Below are 23,105 nucleotides of genomic sequence, written 5' to 3'. Positions count from 1 at the left end.
AACCCGCTTTTAACTAGGAGCTTAGCTTTTGTTTACGTCCTTCCCTGGAAACCCGTCGAACTCCTTGCTTCAGGGTGGGGCCGCCCTCCGACACAGATTTCTGAGCTGCCTGGACTAGCCCCTCGATTGTTTTGTAGCTGAAGAACATTCGTGGAGTCAACGGCAGCCCGATCTGGCTGGCGCGGCTGGCGACCCGAAAGCTCAACAGAGAGTCGCCTCCCAACTCGAAGAAATTGTCCCGGACGCTGACTTTGCTCAAGCCCAAAACATCCTTCCAAATCGCCGCCAGCTTCTCTTCCAACGGGTTGCTGGGAGCCACAAACTCGTGGGCTTGGCTGCCGGGATCGAGCGCCGGGCGCGGTAGCGCGCGTCGGTTGATCTTGCCATTGGGAGTGCGAGGCATGCCCCGGAGAACCACAATGGCGGAGGGCACCATGAACTCCGGCAGCTTGGTCGCCAGGCTTTCCTTCAGACGCTTGGCCAGCTGCAACTCGCCCAGGTTTCGGGCCGGGTTGTTCGAACAGCTCTGCAGGTTCACGGCGCTTCCGCCTCCCGCACTCGCCTCGCGGAACGCCGGAAGCACGGTGCGCCCTGCCTGCGGCGGCTGGGAGAAAACAAAGTCCATCAAACCCGGCCGATCCGCTCCGCCTGGCCGGATGTCCAACTGCAACTGCAGATCCTCAGCCAAAGCCCACAGCGCCTCGGGGTCCACGCCGAGATGCTCGGTGGGCGTCTTTTCAAGATGTTGCTGAACGGTCTGCTCCGGCGGGGCCTCCTTGAGGCACCGCCACATGTGCACATCCCGCGACAGCCTCGCGTTCGGCACATGCCGAAATCCAACCGGCGCTGCCGAGGTCCGGCCCAGCAACAATCGCGCGCGATCCAGGCTCAGGCCTTCGTCTGACCAATCATGCCACTCGGTGACCGGCAGCTGCTCCACCTCCGAACTGGTGTGGAGCACGATGTCGTAGTGATACTGGGTGGTCTCGCTGAGCTGGCGACCACGCTTGAGCTGGACGTCCACCGCAGTGATCTGCGGGAGAAGCCGCGGGAGCGCCTCGAAGAACTCGGGATCGACCACCAGTTCCAGCTCGTGGCTGGCCTGGTGCCACACCCGACGTCGAACGTCATCCACCGTCAGCTCGGCAGGGGCGCTCTTCAGGGTCGCCGCTGTGTGGAAGCACTCCAGCAGGCTGTGGCTGTGAACGTCGCCGATAAACAGGCGTCCGCCCGGTGCGAGAAGTTTGAGCGCTCCCTGAATCACCCGAATGAAATGGTCGGTATCGGGAAAATGCTGCGAGACGGAGTTCAGGATAAAGAGGTCGAATCCGCCGTGGGGAGCGCCCTCGAGGGAGTCCGCCGTGCCCCGGGAGAGATGAACGTGCTTCAGCCCGCGGCTCTGAATTTCGAGATCGATCATCTCGATCGCGGAGGGCGAGGGATCGGAGGCCCAATACGACTCCGTTTCGGGTGCCAGGCGCAGCAGCAGCTGGCCGGATCCGCAGCCCGCCTCAAAGATGCGCCTCGGCGCCAGCGCCCGAACTCGTGCGGCGGTCGTCTCGACCCACTCCGCAGTTTGGAACTCCGGATTCTCCAGTCCGGTCCAGCCGGCAATCAAGGCATCCACCGTCTCGGGCTTCTTGGATTTGCCCTTCACTTCCTCGACGGCGCGCGAGAAAAGCGTCTCCCAGCGGGATTGCCATAGCTGCTCGAGTTCTTGCGCGGCTGATCGGGCGTTCGGCGTGCCGGCGCCGGATCGGGCGCTGACGTAGGCGAGGATCCGTTTCTGGCCCGGCTCGTCCTCGCGGACAATCACCGCGCTCTCCATCACCTCGGGATCCTGCCGGATCAAGGAGTCAATCTCTCCCAGCTCGATCCGGAATCCGCGCAGCTTGACCTGATTGTCCATCCGCCCGACCAACTCCAGCTCCCCGTCTTCCCGATAGCGGGCCAGGTCGCCGGTCCGATAGGCCCGCGCGCCCGCTTCCGCGAACGGGTTGGGGATAAATCTGAGCTCCGTCTGGTCGGCGCGATGCAGGTAGCCGCGGGCGACCCCATCGCCGGCGATCAGCAGCTCGCCGGTGACCCCGATCGGAACCGGACGCAGTTCCGCATCGACCACATAGACCTGCGTGTTGGCCAAGGGCCGGCCGATGGTGGCTCGCTCGCCGGTGCGCCGCAGCGTCCAGGTGGAGTAGGTGGTGGTCTCCGTAGGGCCATACAAATCGTAAACCTTCCGGATGTGAGGCAGGCCGTAGATGCGGTCCACCAGAGGCGTTGCCAAAATTTCTCCGGCCAGGTTCACCACTTGGGTGCTCGAAGGAATTGACTGTTCCTGAACCAGCTCGGCGATGGCCGAAGGAACGGTATTGATGAGCGTGACCTGATCCCGCGCGGGGAGCAGGGACAGCTGCAAGGCGTTTTCGGCGATGAGCACTTTGCCCCCGCGGCTCAGGGTCACAAACAGCTCAAACACCGAGAGGTCGAAGCAGATCGAGGTGGAGGCGAGCACCCCGGCCATCTCCTCATCGCTAAACGCCTCCTTGCCCCAGTGGATAAAGTTGGCCGCCTGTCGATGCTCGATCGCCACGCCCTTGGGCTGGCCGGTCGAGCCGGAGGTGTAGATCACATAGGCGAGATGCGACTCGGAGGCGCCGCCGAGGGCGTTGGCGATGGACCCCGGTGGGACGGGCTCATCCAAGAACAGCACCTTGGCGCGGTGCGGAGGGAGCGACGACGCGAGCTTTCTCTGGGTGAGGATGATCGGCGCTCCGCTGTCCTGAAGGTACGAGGCCAGCCGCTCGCGCGGGTAGGCGGGGTCCAGGGGCACATAGGCCGCTCCTGATTTCAGAATGGCGAGCGTGCCGATGACGAGATCGAGGTTTCGTTCGACGCAGAGCGCGACCAGGCTGTCTGGCCGGGCCCCGTCCTGCTGAAGCTGGCGGGCAAAGTGGTTGGCTCGCCGGTTCAGCTCCTCGTAAGTCAGCTCCTGGTTGTCGTGGATCGCCGCGATGGCTTGCGGCGTGCGCAGGGTTTGGGCTTCGATCAAGCCATGGATCGTCGACCCCTTCGGGTAGGCGCGCTGGGTGCGATTCCAGTCCACCAGCAGCTGCTCGCGCTCCGCCGGGTTGAGCAGGCTCATCGACCCCAGGGGCTGCTTGGGGTTTTGCACGATGCGAGCCATCAAGGTTTCAAAGTGGCCCAGCCAGCGCTCCACCGTCGATCGGTTAAAAAGATCCGTGTTGTACTCACACTCGAGGTCCAGCGTGTGGTCCCCTTGAACCAGATTGAAAAACAGATCGAAGTTCACGAACTGCTTCGCATTCGTCATCAGCTCAGTTTTGAGCGAGAAGAAATTCAGACGATCGAGGCCTCGTCGGTCGATGTTGAACAGGACGGACAGCAGGGGGAGCCGGCTGGGGTCGCGCTCGATCTTCAACTTTCCAAGCAGGGTTCCATAGGTGTAGTTCTGATGCTCGTAGGCATCGAGCACCTCGGTCTTGACCTGCGCCGCATATTCCGCGAAGGGCTTGGCGCCGTCCACGGCGCTGCGCACCGGAAGGAAATTCAGGCAGTGTCCCACCAGGTCGTTGCTTCCCACGATGGTTTGCCCGGCGGCTGGGATTCCGACCACGATGTCGTCCTGCCCGCTAAGCTGGTGCACCAGGGTGGTGAAGGCCGCGAAGAGCGTGCTGAACAGCGTGTTCCCCATCTGGCCGCTGGTCTTCTTCAGGTCGCGAAACAGGTCCGGATTGCAGCGCCGCACCAGGAACGAGCCCACGTAGGTCTTTACCGGCGGCCGCGGACGGTCGTAGGGCAGATCGAGGACCGGGATGGAGTCCCCTTCGAACTGCTTAATCCAGAAGGCTTCCGCCTGGCGGACCTCCTCGGAGTCCTGCTGCTCACGCGCCCAGGCGGTGAACTCGCGAAATTGCATGGCTGGAGGCAGGGTCAACGACTGCCCCTGCATGAGGGCAGTATAGAACTGCGCTATCTCGTGGAACACCACGCCGAAGGACCAGCCATCGCAGACGGCATGGTGCGTGGTGAACAGAAATTGGTGCTGCTCGCTGCCCAGCTTGAGCAGCTGCATGCGGAACATCGGCCCCCTCACCAAATCGAAGGGCGTGGCCATGTCGTCCGCGATGATCGACTCGATTTGAGCCGCCTGCTGATCCCCGGAAACTCCGGTGAGATCCCATTCGCGGAGAAAGACAATCTCCTGATCGAGGAACGCCTGGTAATCGCCACCGGCTCCAAAGCGGCTGCGCAAGGCGTCGTGACGGTCGACGAACTGCTGCAGCGCTTTCCGGAACTTGCCGACGTCCAGCGGGCCGCTGAACCTGAGCGAGGAGGATTCGTTGTAGGCGCAGTTGGCGTCCTCGCCCATTTGGGCCGCAATCCAGATTTCCTTCTGGGCTTCGGTCAAAGGCACCGCTCCCGGGGGAAGGGAAGCCTCCCCGGAGGCAGCCGCGACTCGGCCCGGGGCGGACGCTGGGCTCACGCCGGCCTTGGCGCCCGGGTCGGGGTCGCGGACCGGGAGGAAGCCGCCAGCCTGCATCTCTTCCACCGAAGACTTGAAGGCCTGGAAGATTTTCTCCAGGTCCTCCTCCGTGTGCGCGGTGCAAATCTGGGCGACGCGCCCCTCCCAGACATGAATGCCGCGATCGCGCAGATGGTAGAACAACAGGCTCGCGTATTTGAGATCCGGATGAAAGTCGTAGTAAAAAACCGAGCTGAACGACTGGATCCGGATGGGCACTTCAATGGACGTGAAATAGTCGTTGAGCCGCCGCACGAGCTTCGCCGTCTTCTCGGTCGTCCTCCGTTGCAGCTCCGGTCCAGCCTGCTCCAGGTAGCGGAGGCTGGCATTCACTGCGGCCAGCACCAGCGGATGACGCACGAACGTCCCGGCGAAAAACGTGACTCCCACCTCGGGGTATGACCCGTCGGCGAAGTCCCACATCCCGCCGTCCAGCGCGTCCATGAACCGCCGCTTGCCCGCCAGGATGCCGACCGGCATTCCTCCTCCAATGACTTTTCCGTAGGTCGCCAGATCGGCTTGGACGCCGAAGTATTCCTGGGCTCCGCCGGGCGCGGCCCGGAAGCCCGTCACCACCTCGTCAAAGATCAGCGCCATGTCCAGCTCCTCGGTGAGCTTGCGGAGCTGATGCAGGAATTCCCGCGGCTGCAGATCCGGATGCCGGGACTGGACCGGCTCGACCATCACCGCCGCGATGTCCGCGGCGCGCTCGCGAATCGTTTCCAGGGATGCCGGATTGCCGTATTCGAGAATCAGAACGTTCGGCAGCGGTGGGATGCCCGGGGCGATGGGCGAGGCTCCCGGCTTCCCTTCGATGGTGGCCGGCCTGCCCAACACCTCGTCAAAAATGCCATGATAGTCACCAGAGAAATAAACAATGGTGTCGCGCGCCGTCACGGTGCGCGCAATGCGGATGGCGGCCATTACGGCCTCCGATCCGGTATTGCAGAACGTGGCTCGCTCCATGCGAGTCATGCGGCAGAACAGGTCGGCTGCCTCGCCGGCCAGCGGAGATTGCGGGCCGATTTCGAATCCCTTCTCCAGCTGCTCCTCCAGGGCCTTCACCACGAAGTCCGGGGAGTGTCCGAAGTAGTTGGCGCCGAAGCCCAGCGTGACGTCCACGTATTCGTTGCCGTCGATGTCCCAAATCTTGGAGCCCTTCGAGCGGGCGCACACGATGGGATACACCATCTGCTTCCACTGCAGGCGGAAATTTCCCGCCGCCCGGGGATCACAGAAATAGGGTCGATGCTTCTGGGCGTAGGTCTTCGAGCTGGGCGTCCGACGATTGTAGCGCTCGATCAGCTCATTCAGCGATTTTTCCTGGCGCGGGGTCAGGCCCCCTTTCGGTCCGAGTTCGATGCCTTTGAAGGGGCCGAAGCGTTTAAGATCGGCAGCGGCTTCGGCCTTCTTGCCCTTGGGTTTGGCCAGGGCGGGAGCGGGGGCGGACGGGGGAGAGGCGGGCTCCGGCTCGCGCCGTGCCGGCGCGCCCAGGGAACGGTCCGCCGCCGCGCGTCCTCTCAACAGGTCCAGCTGTTGCTGCATGATCGCCATTTGCTGAGCGATCACCCGCTCGATCACCGGGTCGTCGCCGGGAGCTGCCGTCAAACTTTCGTTGGTCAGCGTCAGTGCGCTCGGTCGGGAAGCTGTCGGGACCGGAGTCGACGCCGGTGGGCCGCTGGGTTGTGGTGCCACGGGCTGCGGGGCTTTCACCGTGACGGTGGTTTCCACCGGGGGGGCGGTCGTCGGGGCCGGGGCGGGACGAGCGTCGCCCGCGGAAGGGAGCTTGGCGCTGAGGAACGCCGCCAGAGCGCTAATGCTGGCAAGATCCTGCATCAGATCGCGGAAAGCGATTTTGACCCCGAATCGTTTTTGCAGCACCTGGCTGGCCTGGGTGAGGAACAAAGAGTCCAGGCCAAGCTCCATGAACGTCGTTTCAGGAGCCAGGTCGGCCGCGCCCAAACCGGAAAGCTCGCTGAACAGTGCTGTTAACTCGCTGGTAAGGTGCGCGCTAGACCCAGATCCGCTCGAGCCACGAGTTGCAGTCTCAGATTTCATCGGAAGCGATCAACCGAACTGGAAATAAAGTGTCCCGAACTAAGACGTTCTGAGGGTCGAGAGTGAAGAGGCTTTTGGCCCTCACACCTCGGCGTAGGCTGTTTGGGTAGGGGGTACGCTCGGCAGGAACTGCCTGACTCTCTGTCTGTGTGATGAGCCCCGGGATTCCTTCCAAGATAGTCCTTCATTCAACCGAAACATGCCTTTGTCGTTACACGCGAACGTCACAGTAATGATCTTCGGCAATATTCGGAATATCCTAATCCTCAAAGTGCACGAATTCACCTTGTTTCCTAGATAGATTCTTCTTGGTGTGGGGGGAGGATTCAAGGAGAAAAGGGAGAAATCAGGCTGCCGTCCGTCCAGGGTTCTCGCGCCCGCTACCCCGCCAGTTTGAACACCCCCTGGAGCGCTTCTGTCTCCCCATCATGGCTTTTACGGATCTCGCCTCTGGCTCCGGTTCCCCCGTGGGCTTCGATGGGTGGCAGTCTTCAGGACTTCCTGGGTTCGTTCGTAGTGCATCAAAATGCGGCATCAGTAGTTTGAGAAACTTGCCGATGGAAGGTATGGTGCGATACGACGAGATTGTGGACGGCGGCAGTCGGGCTGCGTCCCGGTTTTAGAGCGAGTGAGTTTGGCTCGTTTCAAGTTCACTAATCGTGATCTAAAACATTTTGCAGCAATAGTTTACAACAAGTCGATCGCGCCGGGTTCTAATTGGCTTTGCGAATCGACGGGCACGGAGTGTCTCTCAAATTTTGGCACTTACTTTAGCCGTTAACGAAGGGTGAACCGTCCCGGTTCCAGGAGGAAAACTGTTAAGGTCCTAAAGATTGTAGCAGATTTCATGTTTATGATTAGCCAATCGCGGGTCTGGGTCCGCAAGACAGTTGACTGTCGCGGTCAGGTGCCGTCAACTTCCGGTCAGGTGCTTCGGACACCGGGTGCCTGTTCCATTTCAGGCGCCGTCGGTCCGGCGGCTGTCCGCGCACCTTACCGAAGCTGGCTCGCTGACGCTGACGACAATTTGGCTTTCTGGCAAAGGTAGCACCCTTGAACCGTTTTTCCAACCGATCGATTTAATCATGAAACGTCAGCCTTGTCCTTCCAGTTCATGGGCGTTGGGGCTTCCGACGCTTTATGCCTGCCTGCTTCTGCTCCAACTCACCTTGGGTGACATGGTCGCTGCGGAAGCCGGGCGAGAGGCGAGCGCCATCCCGACCCCGGCGAGCGCGCCCGCCGCCAGCCCGCTCGGCTCTCCCGTGCCGAGCGCCATCAGCGCTTTGGCAGTTCCTGCCCCCGTCCCGGAGGTCATGGATGACAAGCAGAAGCTGGCCGTGGGGGATTCGGTGATTTTCCGGGTGGTGGAGGACCAGGAGTTGGCGAAAGTGCTGAATGTGACCGATGCCGGACAGCTAGACGTCCCGGAACTGGGCTTGGTGCCGGCACTCGGCAAAACCTGCAAGCAGCTGGCCGAGGAGATCAAGGTGCGTCTGGAAGAGACCACCTACATTCGAGCGACGGTGGTGCTGGGGATTCATCTGCTCAACAAAACCATGAGCGGCCGTCGAGTGCACGTCGCGGGCTACGTTCTCCGCCAAGGGCCGCAGGACATTCCTCCCGGCGAGAGTTGGACCGTCAGCAAGGCCATCCTCAACGCAGGCGGGTTCACGGAATTTGCCGATGGCAAGAATGTGAAGCTGGTTCGCAGCGGCCCCAAGGGCACGCCGAGCAAGACGACCGTGATCAACATTCTGGATGTCTTGAAGAAGGGCCGATCCGAGAACGATGTGACGGTTGAGCCCGAGGATGTCATCTATGTTCCTATTCGCAAATGGTGAGCTGATCCTGCCTTGGGAAGCCAGGCTGGGGAGGGCTCCAAGCGGCGCCTTCCGGGCACCGGTGGCGGCGCTTGCGGGTCGACCTGGATACCACATATTTATATGAGCAGAGAGTTACAGCAACTCACGGACGCCGACGCGGGTGGTCGGCAACTTCCGGCCGTAGCAGGTCAGTCTGGCCATCTGTCGACCGCCGCGATGTTTCAGTCCCAGGTGCAGCGGTGGTGGGGTGCCTTTCGCCGGGGATGGTGGATCATTGCTCTGTCTCTGGCGGTCCTGGGCGGCGCGGCGATCAGCTATGCCCTCGTCCGGCGGCCTTCGTATCAGTCCGAAGTGGTGTTGTGGGTCTCCAGCAAGCTAAGCCTGCCGGGCGATCAACGCTCCTTTGCGGAGGATCTGGCCAGCTACATGGGCACTCAGGCGGAGCTGCTGAGGAACGACGCCATCCATCTGCGCGCCTTGGAACGCATTCGTCCTCGGTTCCCCCAGCTGGGGCCGCCCCCCGGCACGAATGAGCTGGTGCTCGTGCCTTTCAAGATCACCACCCGGTCGTCCATGAAGAGCGGCATGCTGGAGGTGGAAGCCATCGGCGCCTCCCCGGACGCCACGCGGGCCTTTCTGGACGCGGTGGTGGAGGAGTATTTTGCGCTGAAACGCGCGTCGCGCCAGCACGCCTCGACCGGCGCGTTGAGCAGCATCACCGACCAGATGAAGGAGGTGGAGGCGCAGATCCAGAAACAGGACCTCGCCATCGCCGGCTTCAGCATTTCCAACAACGTCGCCCTGCTGACCGAGCAGAGCCAGAACGCCGGGGCGAACCTCTCCCGCCTTTCCGACTCCATCTCCGCCTGGCGGACCGAATATAAAATCCTGGACTCGCTGACTCCGGAACAGTTACGCGACCTCGCCCGCAGCAACGATCGCGCCGGGGTCGTGAGCCAGGGACCCGGACTGGAACGAACGCGTCAGAATTTGTCGCTGGGAGGCCCCAGCTCCGACAACGCCTATTTTCAGATCCTCCAGCAGATGGAGGTGCTTCGGTCCAGGCGTGATGAATTTGCGAAAGTCCTGCGGCCCACCCATTCGAAGATGGTGAAGCTGAACCAGGAAATCGCCGGCTACGAACAAACTCTCAAGGCGCTCAAGGAGGAGGGGGCGATTCAGGCGCTGGCGCAGGTCGTCCGGCTCCGGAAGTCGCTCGAGTTGCAGATCGAGGATGCGCAGCTGCAGTACCACACGATGCAGACGAATGCGGCTCGGGCCGGTCGCCTGCTCATGGATTATGAGCGGATGAAGCAGGAGCGGCAGCGCACCCAGGCCATTCACGACAGCATGGCCAGCCTGCTCCAGACGGTGGACCTGCACAACAGCGCCGATCAGGACCCGCTCAACCCGGTGGCGCCCGCTTCGGCCGCCAGGCCCGTTTCCCGCAAGCTGCTCATCATGGTAGGCGGCCTGTTTCTCGGCTTCATGCTGGGCGTGTGGATCGTCGTCCTGAAGGAGTTCCTCAATGATCGGTTCACCTCCCTCACGGAGCTGAGCCATGCGCTGCCCGAGGATGTCATTGGACAGATTCCGGAAAGCACCATCTCGGCCCATCCCGGCAAGCCGCTCAAGCATCAAGATCCCGATCTTCAGCACGCCTTTGTCGAGTCGTTTCGGAATTTGGGAATGTCGCTGCTCTATTCGTTCTCGGGAACCTACAAGCCCAAGGTGATTCTGATCAGCAGCGCTGTGCCGGCCGAGGGCAAGAGCACGGTGGCCTCCAACCTCGCCGCCACGCTGGCGCGGACTGGGGCGCGGGTTCTGCTCATCGATGCCGATTTGCGGCGGAGTTCCATCCACACCATCCTGGGGATCAATGGCAAGCCCGGGCTCCGCGAGGTCTTGGGAGGCATGTGTCAGATCTCCGATGCGATCGTCCGTGTAGATCTTCAGCAGCCGCAGGCCGGCTCGAGCAGGGGGCAAAGCGATGCCGAGCTCGGCAAGCTCTACGTGGTGCCCGCCGGCGATTGCGATCTCTATGACCCCGAAGTGTTCCTGAGCGATGGAATGGACCAGCTCCTGGCTGAGCTGGTTCCCCACTATGACCACATCCTGATCGACACTCCTCCGGTGCTAGCCACCAGCGACATCATGAGCCTGGTTCCGAAGGCGGATTATGTGCTCATGGTGCTGCGTGCTTCCTACACCTCATCGCGCATGCTGCGGGAGGCGCTGAACCGCTTGTATAAGTGCAATGTGAGGGCTCTGGGGGTTGTCTACAACCGCGCCTCGGTCTCCTCCGATTACTTTTACCGCTACAGCCGGGAATACCGCGCGAAGCCGGTTTCGAGCGGCCGAACAGTCCTCGAGCCGGATGTGGTCTATCCGCGGGGAAGCAGCCCCACCTAGTGTTTTCGAGAGGAGCAGGCCATCCTTATAACGGCTGCTGCTGCTGCTCCTCGGCCTCGTTTCCGGAATCAAACCATGCCGTTTCCACCGCCTGTTCATGTTCTTGCGCCGAGCTAAGCAACTCTGGAGCGGCGCTGTGGGGACGAGGCTGCGCGAGCAGGGCTTTTTCCGGAATGTGGCCATGCTGGCGGTGGGCTCGGCGCTGGCCCAGGCCTTGTCTTTCGTCTTGATGCCGGTGCTCAGCCGGATGTACGGGCCGGCAGACTTTGGGTTATTCGGATGCTTCTTTGCCCTGACTGGTGTGGTGGGATCGGTGCTGACGTTGCAGTACTCCCAGGCCTTGGTACTTCCCGAGGAGGAGCGCGCCGCGGCGGGTTTGTTTTTGGCGGGGATGGGCTCGGTGATCATCATCACCCTGGTGGGGATCGCGGTGATCGTGTTCCTGCAGGATTGGGTGCTGCAGGTCAGTGGGATGCCCGAGCTGCGCGGTTGGCTGTGGCTGGCTCCGGTGGCGTTTCTGGTGAGCGGGTTTGGGCAGATGTTCATGGCCTGGGGCACGCGGCAGAAGAACTTCTCGCTTCAGTCCTCCACCCAGATCCTGAGCGCGGTGGTGAAGAATGGGAGCCAGATCTTGCTCGCGCTGGGCGGATTCCTATCCGGTGGCTTGATCGTGGGGCTGCTGGTGGGGGATGCGGTGGCGAGCCTGGTCGTGGCCCGGTGGATGTGGAAACGGGATGGGCACCACGTGCGTCAGGCGTTGAACCGATCCGAGGTCTTGGGCCTGGCTTCCAGGTATCGGGACTTTCCCATCTACAGCTGCTCTCAGAATTTGCTCAGCACCCTGTCGCAGGGCGCGCCGGTCTTGGTGCTGACGCAGCAGTTCGGCATGACGGTGGTCGGCTATTACGCATTCGCATCCCGGTTTCTCCTGACTCCGTGGAGCCTCGCCTACACGTCGCTGCAGCGCGTGCTGTTTCAGCGGATGAGCGAGGCGAACAACGCGCGTCAAGACCTCAAGGCGCTCTTCAAGAAGACCAGCGGTGGTCTGTGCCTGGTCACCATCCTGCCGGGAGCCCTGGGCTATCTGCTCACTCCCGCCCTGTTTCTGCTCCTGTTCGGGGAGGAATGGCGCGCCGCGGGCGAGTATGGCAAGTGGCTGTGGGTCTGGATGGTGCCAGCGTATCTCAGTCTGCCCGCCGCCGTCGCCCTGCGAGTGCGGCGCCAGCAGCGGATTCTCCTGGTCTATGAAATCGTGCTGCTGGTTGTCCGCATTTCGACCCTCGTGCTCGGCGGGGTCTACCTCCGGGACGCGGCGCTGACCATCGCCGCCTTCGCGACCACCGGGGGCCTGATGGAGCTCTGGTTGATTTGGCGGGCGTGGCGGCTCCTCAGCGCCAACCCGATTCTCGCCGCCCCCGGCGCGGTAACCTAGGACAGCTAGGCGACAGTTCGTTTTTTTGTGGTGATGTATTACTGAACGTTATGTGTGGGATAGCTGGAATTATTGCCTCGAGCAAAGATCTGCTGGAGGAGTCTGTGCTGCGGCGGATGACGAGTCGGATGGTTCATCGGGGACCGGATGATGCGGGTGTGGAGTTGACGGGCCGCGTTGGCTTCGGATTCCGGCGCCTGGCCATTCTTGATCTCAGCGCCGCGGGTCATCAGCCGATGTGGGATCCCTCCCGCGATGTGATGATCGTGTTCAACGGCGAGATCTACAACTTCCAGGAGTTGCGGGCGGAGTTGCAGCAGGAAGGGCTGAAGTTCGAGACCGGCACCGACACCGAGGTCCTACTCAAGCTTTACAAGGCCCATGGCATCGAGGCGTTGTCGCGGTTGAACGGGATGTTCGCCTTTGCGATTTATGATTCCCGCAACGAGACGGTCGTGCTGGTGCGCGATCGGCTGGGCGTCAAGCCGCTCTACTGCTGGAAAAAGGACAACACCTTCGCGTTCGCCTCGGAGGTCGCGGCGCTGCGCGAACTTCCCACTTTCCCCCATCGCCTGTCCCAGTCTGCGGTCGGGAGCTATCTGCGTCTGGGCGTTGTTCCGCACTGGACATCCGTTTACGAGGGGGTGATGAAGCTTCCTCCCGGCACCTGGTTGCGGGTTCACCTCCGGGAGAATCGGGTTGAGGGCCCGGTCAAGTATTGGGATCTTCCCGACGTGGGTGAGGAGGAGGGTGTTGCCGAGGAGACTTGGATTGACCGCATCGACGAGCTGCTTCAGGACGCGACCCGTCTTCGGCTGCGATCGGATGTTCCCTTGGGCGTGTTTCTGTCCGGGGGCATCGATTCGGGATTGGTTGCCTCGACCGCTGCTCGTGTTCAGGGGCATCTGTCCGCCTTCACGATGGGATTTGACGAGGAATCGGCGGACGAGACCGAGATGGCGAACATGTCCGCGGAGCACTTGAAGCTGAAGCTGCTGGTGAGCCGGCTGAGCCTGACCGAGGCGATGGATCATCTGCCGCGGGTGATGGGTCATTTTGACGAGCCGTTTGCGGACAGCTCCGCGCTCCCGACGTCCATGGTTTGCGCCGAGGCGCGGAAGCAGTTCACCGTGATGTTGAGCGGTGATGGGGGAGATGAGGTTTTTGCCGGATACCGGCCCTATCTGCGGGCCTGGCAGTGGCGCCATGCCGACCTGGTTCCCACGGCTCTTCGGCGCGCGGCGGCGGCGGGGATCACGCTGGTTTCCGCCCCGGATTCGCGCTGGCGTCGCTTTGCCCACAAGCTTCCCCATCTGGTCGGGCGCTTCGGGCTGGGAGGATCCATCTACGCTTCCGAAGATTGGCTGCAGGGCGCCCTCAAACCGGAGTTTTTCGTGGGCGGAGAGCAGCTCATCCAGTCCTACAACTCTCGCCTGCGGGAGTGGCCGCGCGCGTCCAGCGTTGATCTAGCGCAGCGCACGGACATTCGTCAGTATTTGCTGGAGGACATTTTGGACAAGGTGGATCGCATGAGCATGAGGCACTCCATCGAACTTCGGTCTCCGTTCCTGGACTACCGGATGGTGGAGCTGGGATTGCGCATTCCGACGGCCCTGCGGGTTAAGAATGGCCGGACTAAGTATTTGCTTCGACGACTCTCGGAACGGTATCTTCCCGCCCAGGTTTGTGCCGGGCAGAAGCGGGGATTCTCCATCCCGATTGATGAGTGGTTGTTCGGAAGCAGCGCCTCCGAGGCCTTTCGTCGGACGCTCATCCAGCCCAACAAGCATTTCGAAGACCCCTTCCTTCCGGGGGCCTGCGAGCGGTTGTGGAATCAGGCCTTGCGCAACCCGGCGCTGACTCATGCTGTGTTCAAGGTTTTGTCGTACCGGTGGTGGTGCCAGCAGCAGGCCGCCGGCTGACCAGCCTGACGGGGCGGGACAAAGATCATGGAGAATACAGGTCAGAATCGAGCCAGTGGCGGCTCCGGGACGGCTTCGCCGGGAAATTCCCTCGATGCGGGGGAGCGGGCTGTTCCCGGCGGACCGCTTCTGCTCCGACCAGAGGATCATCTCCGCCGATGGTTTCAAATTGCGGCCACGGCCTTGGGGGTCTGCAGCGTGGTAGCGGCGCAGACCTTGATGGAGGTGCCAGGGTGGTCCCGGTTGGGCATCATCTCGGTGCTCGGCTTGCTGGTGGTTCTGGGGGTGGGCCGGATGGTCGGAGCCGTGCAATTCTCGGTGGGCCGGTGGATTGTGTTGCCGTTCGCTTTTCTGGCCTATTCCATGATCCGCTCGGTTCCTGTCGAGGGCGAGGCCTGGGAGTTTGACCAGATGCTGCAGGTCATTTCGGCATTCCTGCTCGGGCTCGGAATCGCCCTCGCGCTCGAATCGACCATGCCGTTCCGATGGCTGGCCTATGCCCAGGTCATCAGCAGCTATGCCAGCATCATCGGCGGGTTTTTCAGCGCGGGTTCGGAGACCGAGTCGCGCTATTCCGGCCTGGTGGGCAACGCCAACGAGTTTGCGCTCCAGCTCAACCTGGGTGCTGTGCTCGTGTGGCTGTTTCCCAAGAAATCAGGCTGGGCGGCCTGTGTGCTTTCCTTGATTGCCGCAGTGTACGGGGTGGCCACCAGCGGATCCCGCAACGCGCTGGTGATTCTGCCGCTGCTCCTGCTGATCTGTTTCGTTCAGGTTCTGACCGAGATCAAGCGGCATCGCGGGCTTGTCTTGTTCGGTGTGGCGACGCTGGGGTTGGCGCTGTGCTTTGTGGTGGCGATCCTGTCCCCCATCCTTTTGGAGCAGGCCAGCCATATCACGGCTGTCAAACGCATGATCGATCTGAACGATAGTTCCTTCGACAAGCGCTCGGCGATGATTCGGACCGCGATCCGACTCTGGCAGGAGTCGCCCATCTTCGGCAATGGTTCGGTCGCCTTCGTGCGGCATGGTGGATTCGGTGGATACTCCCACAACAATTACGTCGAGCTGCTCTGCAACATGGGGGTGGTCGGCCTCTGTCTCTACTACGCGGCACACATCTGCATTCTCTTCCAAGGCTGGTGGCTTCCGCTCTCCCTCCGGCTGATGTGCTGGGGAGGGGTGCTCATCAATTTGGCATCCGATAACAGCATCGTCAGCTATGACCGTAAGCAGACGATGCTGTTGCTCATGGTGATGGTCAGCCTGGCTGCCCGTTGCCAGATTCCCCGCTGGACATCCGCGCCAGCTACACCCCGACGAGCCCCTTGGCCGGGGGACACGGTGGTCGAACCGCTCTCCGTTCCTCGGTCTTGATCTCCGCCAACGTCATGCAGCTTTCCTCACTCAAGATTTGCATTTTGGCCGCCGGCCTGGGGCGGGGCGGGGCGGAGCGACAGCTCTACTATCTGCTCAGCGCGCTGCAACAGAGCGGCGCCGCCGTTCGCCTGCTGTCCTTCACCAGTAACGATTTCTGGGAAGGCCGGATACGCGAGCTGGGGGTGCCGATCACCCCGCTGGTCGAGCGACCCTCCAAGCTAGGCCGGCTGATGAGCCTGGTGAAAATCCTTCGCCGAGAATCGCCCGACGTGTTCCAGAGCCAGCACTTTTATACCGGGGCTTACGTCGGCTTGGTGTCGCGTCTGCTGGGCATCCCGGGCATCGGAGCCCTGCGGAGCAACGGCGTGATGGAGGTCAAGGATAGCGGTTCGGTGGCGGGTTGGCTGAGCTTGCGGGGCCCGAAGATCATCGCGGCCAATTCCAAGCAGGCCATCCGCTATGCCGAGTCCTCCGGTCTTCGATCGGACCGGCTGTTCTTTCTGCCCAATGTGGTGGATACCAGTGTGCTCCGGCCGGCGGACAGTCCCTCCGGCGGACCCATCCGCCTGGTTGCGGTCGGCACGCTTCACCAGTGCAAGCGCTTCGATCGTTTTCTGGAAATTCTCGCTCGGCTGCGGGGCAGCGTGGGCGACCGGGTGACGGGATTGATCGTCGGTGACGGGCCGCTGCGAGGCCAGCTGGAGGAACAGGCGAGCCGTCTGGGGCTGATGCCAGGAGGCGTGGAGTTTCGGGGCAGCGTGTCCAATGTGGCACCGGTGTTCCGGGAGGCTCAGATCGCGGTGCTGACTTCCGAATACGAAGGGACCCCCAATGTTCTGCTGGAGGCCATGGCCACCGGATTGCCGGTGGTGGCATCGCGCGTGGGCGGAGTGCCCGAGATCGTGGTCGAGGGTCAGAACGGGTTCTTGGTGGAGGCGGAGGACCTGGGCGGCTTCGTCAACCAGCTGACCCGGCTCATTCAGGAACCCTCCCTGCGCACCCACATGGGAAACACCGCCCGCGCCTACGTCGAATCGCATCACTCCTTGAACGCCCTGCCGCCCAAGCTCACGGCGCTTTACAGCCTGGCGGTCTCCGCTTAGCGGCCCGATTTTATTGTCATGGAACCTAACAAGACTTCTCCACTGCATGTTCTCGTGGTGAGCAATCACTGGAACAAAGGCAGCCACGCCAACCACGCCAGCATCTGGGCGGATCGCCAGATCAACGCCTTGCGCGCTCTGGGCATCCGCATCAGCACCTTCGACATCGGCACCAGCCACTCCCCGCTGCACCTGTTCCGCAGCTGGCGGGAGCTGAGGAAGATGGTCAAGGAGGTCAACCCTGATGTCGTGCATGCCCGCTACGGGACCCTGGTGGCCTTTCTCACGGTCCACAGCGGCCGGCCCTCGGTCATCACGTTCGCCGGCAGCGATCTGTTGGTGAGCACCGAGGTTTCGAAAATGCGCGCGCACATCAGCCATCTCTTCTCCCATCTGGCCTGTCTGCGAGCCTCGCGTATCATCTGTGTCAGCGAGGGGCTGCGGAAGCGGCTGTGGTGGAAAGGCGATCAGGCGCTGGTCTTCCCCGATGGCGTCGAGCTGGATAAATTTGTTCCGATCCCCCGTGAGCAGGCCCGCACCAAGCTGGGCTGGGCGATGGATGAGCAGGTGGTCATCATGGATGCGCTGCGCGCCCCGATCCTGAAAGGCCTTTCCTTCGGCCAGAACGCCATCGAGCTGGTCAAGCGGCACTATCCCAAGGCGCGTCTCGAGCTGGTGAAGAACATCGCTCCCGCGGACATGCCCACCTATCTTTCGGCCTCGGATGTATTGCTGTGCGCCAGCTCCAGCGAGGGGTCTCCCAACATTGTCAAGGAGTCGCTCGCCTGCAACCTGCCCGTGGTCTCCGTGGCGGTCGGGGATGTGGAAGAGCGACTGAAGGGCGTCACCCCCTCGCGGATCGTGCCGCGGCGGGCCGAAGCGATGGCCGATGCCATCTGCGAGGTTCTGCAGCAGTCCACCCGCAGCAACGGCCGAGAGCATGTGATGGATCTCAGCCTGGAAGCCATCGCCCAACGCGTCAAGGGCGTCTACGAGGAGGTTGCCTCCCGGCGCTAACCGGAGCCGTCCGCATTTGCAGCTTTTACCGAAGTATCACCCATCCGATTATGATCAAAGTTCCATTCTATAAACCCAGCCTGGACCATTTGGAAATCGACGAGGTTGTTGCCACCCTGAAAGGGGGATGGCTGACGACCGGCATGAAGACCAAACAGTTCGAGAAGGATTTCGGCATCTACGTGCAGCAGCAGCATTCGGTCGCCCTCAACTCCTGCACGGCCGCGCTGCACCTGGCCCTCGAGGCCCTCCATATCAAGGAGGGCGACGGCGTGCTGGTGCCCACCATGACCTTCGCCGCGACGGCGGAGGTGGTGCGCTACTTGGGCGCCAACCCCATTTTGGTCGATTGCCGCGAGTCCGACTTTAACCTGGACGTGGCCGATGCGGAGCGCCGTCTGAAGGCCGCTCTGGATCGCGGGCAGAAAGTCCGGGCCATTATGCCGGTGCATTACGCCGGTCAGGTCGGCGATGTGGACGGCATCCGACGTCTGGCGCAGCAGTATGATCTCAAGGTGATCGAGGACGCCGCGCACTGCTGTCCCGCCTTCTACCGCGATAGCACGAGCACGGCCCAGGACTGGAACCCGGAGGTGCCCACCGACTCGGCGCGGTTGATTGCCGACGGATGGAAGCCGGTGGGGACGTCGGCGGACATCTCCTGTTTTTCGTTCTACGCCAACAAGTGCATCACCACCGGCGAGGGTGGCATGGCCTGCACGGGTAACGCGGAATGGGCGGATCGCATGAGGATCATGTCGCTGCATGGCATCTCCCGGGATGCTTGGAAGCGCTTCATGGCGGAGGGCAACTGGTATTATGAGATCATCGCGCCCGGGTACAAGTACAACCTGACCGATGTGGCCTCGGCGATTGGGGTTCACCAGCTGCGGAAGTCGGATGCCTTTCACACGCGCCGATCCCAGATCGCGGGCATGTACCGCCAGCGTCTCGGCTCGGTGGCCGAGTTGACCCTGCCGACCGTCCAGCCCTCCCGGGTTCACTCGTGGCATCTCTATGTGGTCCGGCTGGATCTGGACCGCCTGAACGTGAATCGCACCGACTTTCTCGCCGAGCTGACGAAGCTGGGCTTGGGAACCAGCGTTCACTACACCCCGCTGCACATGCATCCCTACTATCGGGAAACCTATGGATATCAGCATTCGGACCTTCCGTGCATGGAGCGGGTGTACCGGGAGATTTTCACCCTGCCGCTCTTCCCCGGTTTGACGGATGACGAGGTTGAATGGATTTGCGAGACGGTTAAGACCTTGGTGGCCAAGCACCTGAAAAAGAGCTGAGGACGGTTTACGAGAGCGAATGCGGGTTTGGGCACGGGCCTAGGGGGTGTTCCGCTCCTCCCCGGGCGGCCCTTCCTGCCACCGGACCTCTCTTGGGACCGTCAACGAATCATAGACACGAGCCTTTCAAGTGTTAAGATCCACCGCTGGTAAGTGCCTACAAAGAAGTATGTCTGATTCAGAAAGCACCAGTAATCCGGCGCTGCCGCCGAGCACGGTTTCCGTGGTGGCGCCCCCCAGTCCGATTTCCCGAATACTCAAGCGAGCCTTCGATGTGACCTGCTCCTTTTTGGGGTTGCTCGTGTTGCTCCCGGCGGGATTGGTGATCGCCCTGATCATGAAGATCAGCGATCCGGGCCCGATCTTCTATCGACAGCGCCGGGTCGGTCAGTTTGGACAAGAGTTCGAGATCCTCAAATTTCGCACCATGGTGGTGGGAGCGGACAAGCTCGGTCCGTCCGTGACTCAGGACCGCGATCCGCGCATCACTCTGCTGGGGCGTCTGCTGCGCAAGACCAAGCTCGACGAGCTGCCGCAGCTGTGGAATGTGCTGTGCGGCTCGATGAGCTTTGTGGGGCCTCGTCCGGAGGTTCCGCGCTATGTCGCCCACTACACTCCCGAGCAGCGTCAACTGCTCAACTACAAGCCGGGCATCACCGATCTGGCGACCCTCGTGTTTCGGAACGAAGAGGCGCTGCTGAAGGGAGCCTCCGACGTGGAAGCCTTCTACATTCAGCACTGCATCCCCCGCAAGTTCCACCTGAACATGCAGTACGCCAAGCGGGCCAACTTGTTGGAGGATGTGTTCATTATTGCGGAGACCATCTTCCCCTATTGGGTGACCGTGATGGGAGGATACCTGCTCGCGCTGTCGTTCAGTTGGTGGATGGCCTATCAGCTTCGCTATGACTTTGCCGTTCCGGCCCATGAGATCGACTCGATCTGGCGGCTCGGCCTGGTGGTCGTTCCGTGCGAACTTCTGCTCTTGTGCTGGCGAAAGCAGTTCGTGGGCTTGCTGAGCTATTTCGAACTGCAGGAGGTCAAGCAACTGGTGATCGGCCTGGGTGTCGGCGGACTGATTCAACTGGGTGTCTGGATGGCCTCGGGCGGCTCCCTCATGCCTGCTCGGAGCATCATTATACTCAACGTGATGCTCGCCCTGACCACCATCGGTGGAGCTCGGCTGGCGCTCCGCATGATGCGGGAACGAAAATCGGTCCGGCCGCGGCAGGCCGAACCAGGTTCCGTGCTTAAAGTCGGGGTGGTCGGCGCGGATGAAATGGGGCTCTGGCTGGTCCGACAGTTCAATGTCCGAAATCTCGGTGGAAGGCGCGTTGAGGCCCTATTCGATGACAACCCTGATAAATGGCGTAAGGTGTTGAAGGGTGTCCAGGTTGTGGGCATGCCTGAGTGCATTCTGGACGGTTCCTGGACAAGTAAGCTGGATGAAATTATTATTGCCATGCCCACCGCGACCCCGGAACGCGTGGAACAGATCCGCTCCCTGCTGATTAGTGCCAATATGCGCTGCCGGATTGTTCCCTCGATTGATGAGTTGATCGGGCGGTGGCTTCACTGATTAATTTTTACGTAATTTTACGGCATAATTTTGATGCTGCATATCGGCGGATGTGTGGTAAAGTTCCCACTAAGTCCCAGCCTGTCTGTCCGGTGGGGTAGCGCCCAAGGGATCGACTGTCTGTCTGAAGCTCGGGCCGAAACAATGGAGGTTCCGTTGCCGGTTAGGAATGGAGCTTCAGACGAGTGCTGAGACGACATTAGTTGAGGAGCGGAAGGAACAGTTCCGACCCTTGTGTTAATCAGGAATCAGGAATGCCCATCAAAAGTTTGAACCCTTTGAAAGCGACGAGTATGTCTTCTATGTTTACAGGTGAGAAAGGCCGCCTGTTTCGCACGCTGGGACTGTCAACGGCCTACGCCATCGGACTCTCGGTCAGTCTGATGATGGCCTATCTCGTGCGGTTTGACTTCCGCGTTCCGCCGGAGCAGTTGCATCATTTTCCTCTCGTTCTCGCCTGGGTTGTGGGCCTGAAGCTCGTGTTGCTTTTCCTTTTTCGGCAGCAACGGGTGCTGCCCAGCAGCTTCAGCGTCCCGGATATTTTTCGTTTGGCGTATGCCCTGGGCACGGCAGCAGCCGTGATTGGCCTGGGAACTTGGAAGCTCAAGGAGCCCTTCGCCCTGCCTGCGGGCATGATCCTGGTGGACTTCCTGTTCTCCTTGGCGGCCCTGGTCTTGATTCGCATGACCCTGCGGTTGCGCCGTCAGCGCCTCCGCGCCTACTACTCCAAGTCCCCCACCGCAACTCGCCGCGTGGGCATCATTGGGGCTGGTGAGGCCGGCGCCATGCTGGCTGCTGAACTGCGCAACAAGCGCGGTCTCGGGTTGGAGCCGGTCGCGTTTTTTGATGACGACAAGTCGAAGTGGGGTCGGACGGTCTGTGGCCTGCCAATTGTCGGCAAGCCCGAATTGCTCCTGAACGACGAGTCCCTGGGGCTTCGGTTGGACGAGATCATCATCAGCGTTCCCTCCGCCTCCGCTACGCGGAAGCGCGAGATCCTGGACGTCATGCGCCAGGCGAAATACCCGTGCCGGACTGTCCCTTCGCTGTCGGAGCTGGCCTTGGGCAAGGTGCACGTCAGCCAGTTGCGCTCGGTGGAGATCCAAGACCTGCTGGGACGCCCTCCCATCAAGCTGGAAACCGAGAACATTCAGGCTCTGCTGGCCGGTCAGGTCGTGATGGTCACGGGTGCCGGCGGTAGCATCGGCAGCGAGCTGTGCCGCCAGATTGCTGAGTTTGGACCGCGTCTGCTGCTCCTGGTGGAGCGCTCCGAGGTGCAAATGTTCGCCATCGAGCAGGAGCTGGCTCGCGCTGGTCATGGCAAGAAGATCGTCCCCCTCGTCGCGGACCTGATGGACCTGAACCGGATGGGCATGATCCTGGAGCAATACAAGCCGAAGGTGATCTTCCATGCGGCCGCTCACAAGCATGTGCCTCTGATGGAGAGCCAGCCGACGGAAGCAGTTCGTAACAACAGCCTGGGCACTGCCCAATTCGCCGAACTGGCGGTGGCTCATAAGGTCGAGCGGTTTGTCCTGATCTCCACCGACAAGGCCATCAACCCCACCAGCGTGATGGGCGCCAGCAAGCGGCTCGCTGAGATGTTCCTGCAGTCGTTGCATGCGGCCAATCCTGGTGGCACCCGCATGATGGCGGTCCGATTCGGCAACGTCCTGGGTTCTTCTGGCAGCGTGATCCCCATCTTTAAGGAGCAGATCGCTCGCGGCGGTCCCGTGACGGTTACCGATCCGGAGATGACTCGCTACTTCATGACCATTCCCGAGGCGGTCGGTCTCGTGCTGCAGAGCGCCGCACAAGGGCAGGGCGGGGAAGTCTTCCTGCTCGACATGGGCAAGCCGGTGAAGATCGTGGACCTGGCGCGGCAGATTATCATCCTGTCTGGTCTCGAACCCGACAAGGACATCAAGATCGAGTTCGTGGGTCTCCGCCCGGGCGAGAAGCTCTTCGAGGAGCTGAGCCACGAGCAAGAAAGCCTGATCCCGACGACTCATCCGAAGATCATGCGATTCTGCGCCCAACCCGCTCCGCTCGAGGAAATGCGTCGAATTCTGAACGAGTTCGCCGGCCTCCTCTACGAGATCGATGGCGATCACTGCAAGATGCTCCTGAAACGCGCCGTGCCTGAGTATACTCCGCACTTCGAAAAGGGTGCCCGCGTCACGGTGTTGAACGGATCCGCCAACGGAGCTGTTTCGCCTGAGACCATCAGCATCGCCGCTGGTCGCGGTTGATCCCCTCGCCGGGAGGAAGGAAAGCCTCTTCCCCGGCCGGACCGACCCGAAGGCAGTTTTCAGAGTTCTCCACGGGTTTTGGCGGCACCGCTAACGGGCCGCCAAAACCTCATCACCAGTCCGCTTCCCCCGTGGAACAGGTCTGGGCTTCTTGTGTCCAGGCGTACCTATGCCGAAGGAAGAGAGGGGATGCCTAAAGTCCCTTTCAGGCGGCCTGACACGATTCAGGGTTATTAGAAACTGTAGTGAGGAGAGCAAGATTCAGCCGAGATTGCATCGTTCGTAT

Annotated in this window: 11 protein-coding genes; 10 read left to right on the top strand and 1 reads right to left on the bottom strand. The window is 61.6% G+C overall.

Annotation, left to right across the window (positions count from 1 at the left end; translation table 11 throughout):
* Positions 1-13 precede the first annotated feature (13 nt).
* The gene (locus tag JNN07_10330; protein MBL9168126.1) at positions 14-6,601 is read right to left on the bottom strand and encodes an amino acid adenylation domain-containing protein; all 6,588 of its coding nucleotides are present in this window, start codon (positions 6,599-6,601) and stop codon (positions 14-16) included.
* Between the two features lie 1,085 nt (positions 6,602-7,686).
* Here JNN07_10330 and JNN07_10325 point away from each other — a divergent pair.
* The 10 genes from JNN07_10325 to JNN07_10280 all read left to right on the top strand — a co-directional run bounded on the left by JNN07_10325 (position 7,687) and on the right by JNN07_10280 (position 22,819).
* A complete protein-coding gene (locus tag JNN07_10325) occupies positions 7,687-8,442 on the top strand; it encodes a polysaccharide biosynthesis/export family protein (GenBank protein ID MBL9168125.1) in 756 nt (251 codons plus the stop codon).
* A 102-nt stretch (positions 8,443-8,544) separates the two neighbouring features.
* Positions 8,545-10,836, top strand: a complete 2,292-nt coding sequence (locus JNN07_10320; protein MBL9168124.1) for an AAA family ATPase — start codon at positions 8,545-8,547, stop codon at positions 10,834-10,836.
* 97 nt (positions 10,837-10,933) lie between these two features.
* Positions 10,934-12,268, top strand: coding sequence for an oligosaccharide flippase family protein (locus JNN07_10315; protein MBL9168123.1), 1,335 nt, complete (start codon positions 10,934-10,936; stop codon positions 12,266-12,268).
* A 50-nt stretch (positions 12,269-12,318) separates the two neighbouring features.
* On the top strand, positions 12,319-14,190 hold the full coding sequence (gene asnB / locus JNN07_10310) for an asparagine synthase (glutamine-hydrolyzing) (GenBank protein MBL9168122.1): 1,872 nt from the start codon (positions 12,319-12,321) through the stop codon (positions 14,188-14,190).
* Positions 14,191-14,217: 27 nt separating this feature from the next.
* Complete coding sequence (locus tag JNN07_10305) at positions 14,218-15,564, top strand: O-antigen ligase family protein (protein MBL9168121.1); 1,347 nt, start codon at positions 14,218-14,220, stop codon at positions 15,562-15,564.
* 14 nt (positions 15,565-15,578) lie between these two features.
* Positions 15,579-16,670 carry a glycosyltransferase gene (locus JNN07_10300; protein MBL9168120.1) on the top strand — a complete coding sequence of 364 codons (1,092 nt, stop codon included), beginning with the start codon at positions 15,579-15,581 and terminating at the stop codon, positions 16,668-16,670.
* An 18-nt stretch (positions 16,671-16,688) separates the two neighbouring features.
* Positions 16,689-17,687 (top strand): glycosyltransferase, encoded by a 999-nt coding sequence (locus JNN07_10295; protein ID MBL9168119.1) that lies wholly within the window; start codon positions 16,689-16,691, stop codon positions 17,685-17,687.
* A gap of 50 nt (positions 17,688-17,737) precedes the next feature.
* Positions 17,738-18,988, top strand: coding sequence for a DegT/DnrJ/EryC1/StrS family aminotransferase (locus JNN07_10290; GenBank protein ID MBL9168118.1), 1,251 nt, complete (start codon positions 17,738-17,740; stop codon positions 18,986-18,988).
* A gap of 169 nt (positions 18,989-19,157) precedes the next feature.
* Positions 19,158-20,567 (top strand): sugar transferase, encoded by a 1,410-nt coding sequence (locus tag JNN07_10285; GenBank protein ID MBL9168117.1) that lies wholly within the window; start codon positions 19,158-19,160, stop codon positions 20,565-20,567.
* Between the two features lie 293 nt (positions 20,568-20,860).
* The gene (locus JNN07_10280) at positions 20,861-22,819 is read left to right on the top strand and encodes a polysaccharide biosynthesis protein (protein MBL9168116.1); all 1,959 of its coding nucleotides are present in this window, start codon (positions 20,861-20,863) and stop codon (positions 22,817-22,819) included.
* Positions 22,820-23,105: the final 286 nt, after the last annotated feature.

The sequence above is a fragment of the Verrucomicrobiales bacterium genome, from assembly GCA_016793885.1.
Lineage (GTDB): Bacteria > Verrucomicrobiota > Verrucomicrobiia > Limisphaerales > UBA11320 > UBA11320.
Note: the sequence above shows the minus strand (reverse complement) of the source record. Positions and strands in the feature narration are given on the sequence as shown.

Bases quoted from the DNA above. Each gene is read 5' to 3' on its own strand.
- JNN07_10305 (MBL9168121.1), top strand. From the start codon at position 14,218: ATGGAGAATACAGGTCAGAATCGAGCCAGTGGCGGCTCCGGGACGGCT.
- JNN07_10315 (MBL9168123.1), top strand. From the start codon at position 10,934: ATGTTCTTGCGCCGAGCTAAGCAACTCTGGAGCGGCGCTGTGGGGACG.
- JNN07_10280 (MBL9168116.1), top strand. From the start codon at position 20,861: ATGTCTTCTATGTTTACAGGTGAGAAAGGCCGCCTGTTTCGCACGCTG.
- JNN07_10320 (MBL9168124.1), top strand. From the start codon at position 8,545: ATGAGCAGAGAGTTACAGCAACTCACGGACGCCGACGCGGGTGGTCGG.
- JNN07_10300 (MBL9168120.1), top strand. From the start codon at position 15,579: ATGCAGCTTTCCTCACTCAAGATTTGCATTTTGGCCGCCGGCCTGGGG.
- JNN07_10325 (MBL9168125.1), top strand. From the start codon at position 7,687: ATGAAACGTCAGCCTTGTCCTTCCAGTTCATGGGCGTTGGGGCTTCCG.
- JNN07_10295 (MBL9168119.1), top strand. From the start codon at position 16,689: ATGGAACCTAACAAGACTTCTCCACTGCATGTTCTCGTGGTGAGCAAT.
- JNN07_10290 (MBL9168118.1), top strand. From the start codon at position 17,738: ATGATCAAAGTTCCATTCTATAAACCCAGCCTGGACCATTTGGAAATC.
- asnB (MBL9168122.1), top strand. From the start codon at position 12,319: ATGTGTGGGATAGCTGGAATTATTGCCTCGAGCAAAGATCTGCTGGAG.
- JNN07_10330 (MBL9168126.1), bottom strand. From the start codon at position 6,601: ATGAAATCTGAGACTGCAACTCGTGGCTCGAGCGGATCTGGGTCTAGC.
- JNN07_10285 (MBL9168117.1), top strand. From the start codon at position 19,158: ATGTCTGATTCAGAAAGCACCAGTAATCCGGCGCTGCCGCCGAGCACG.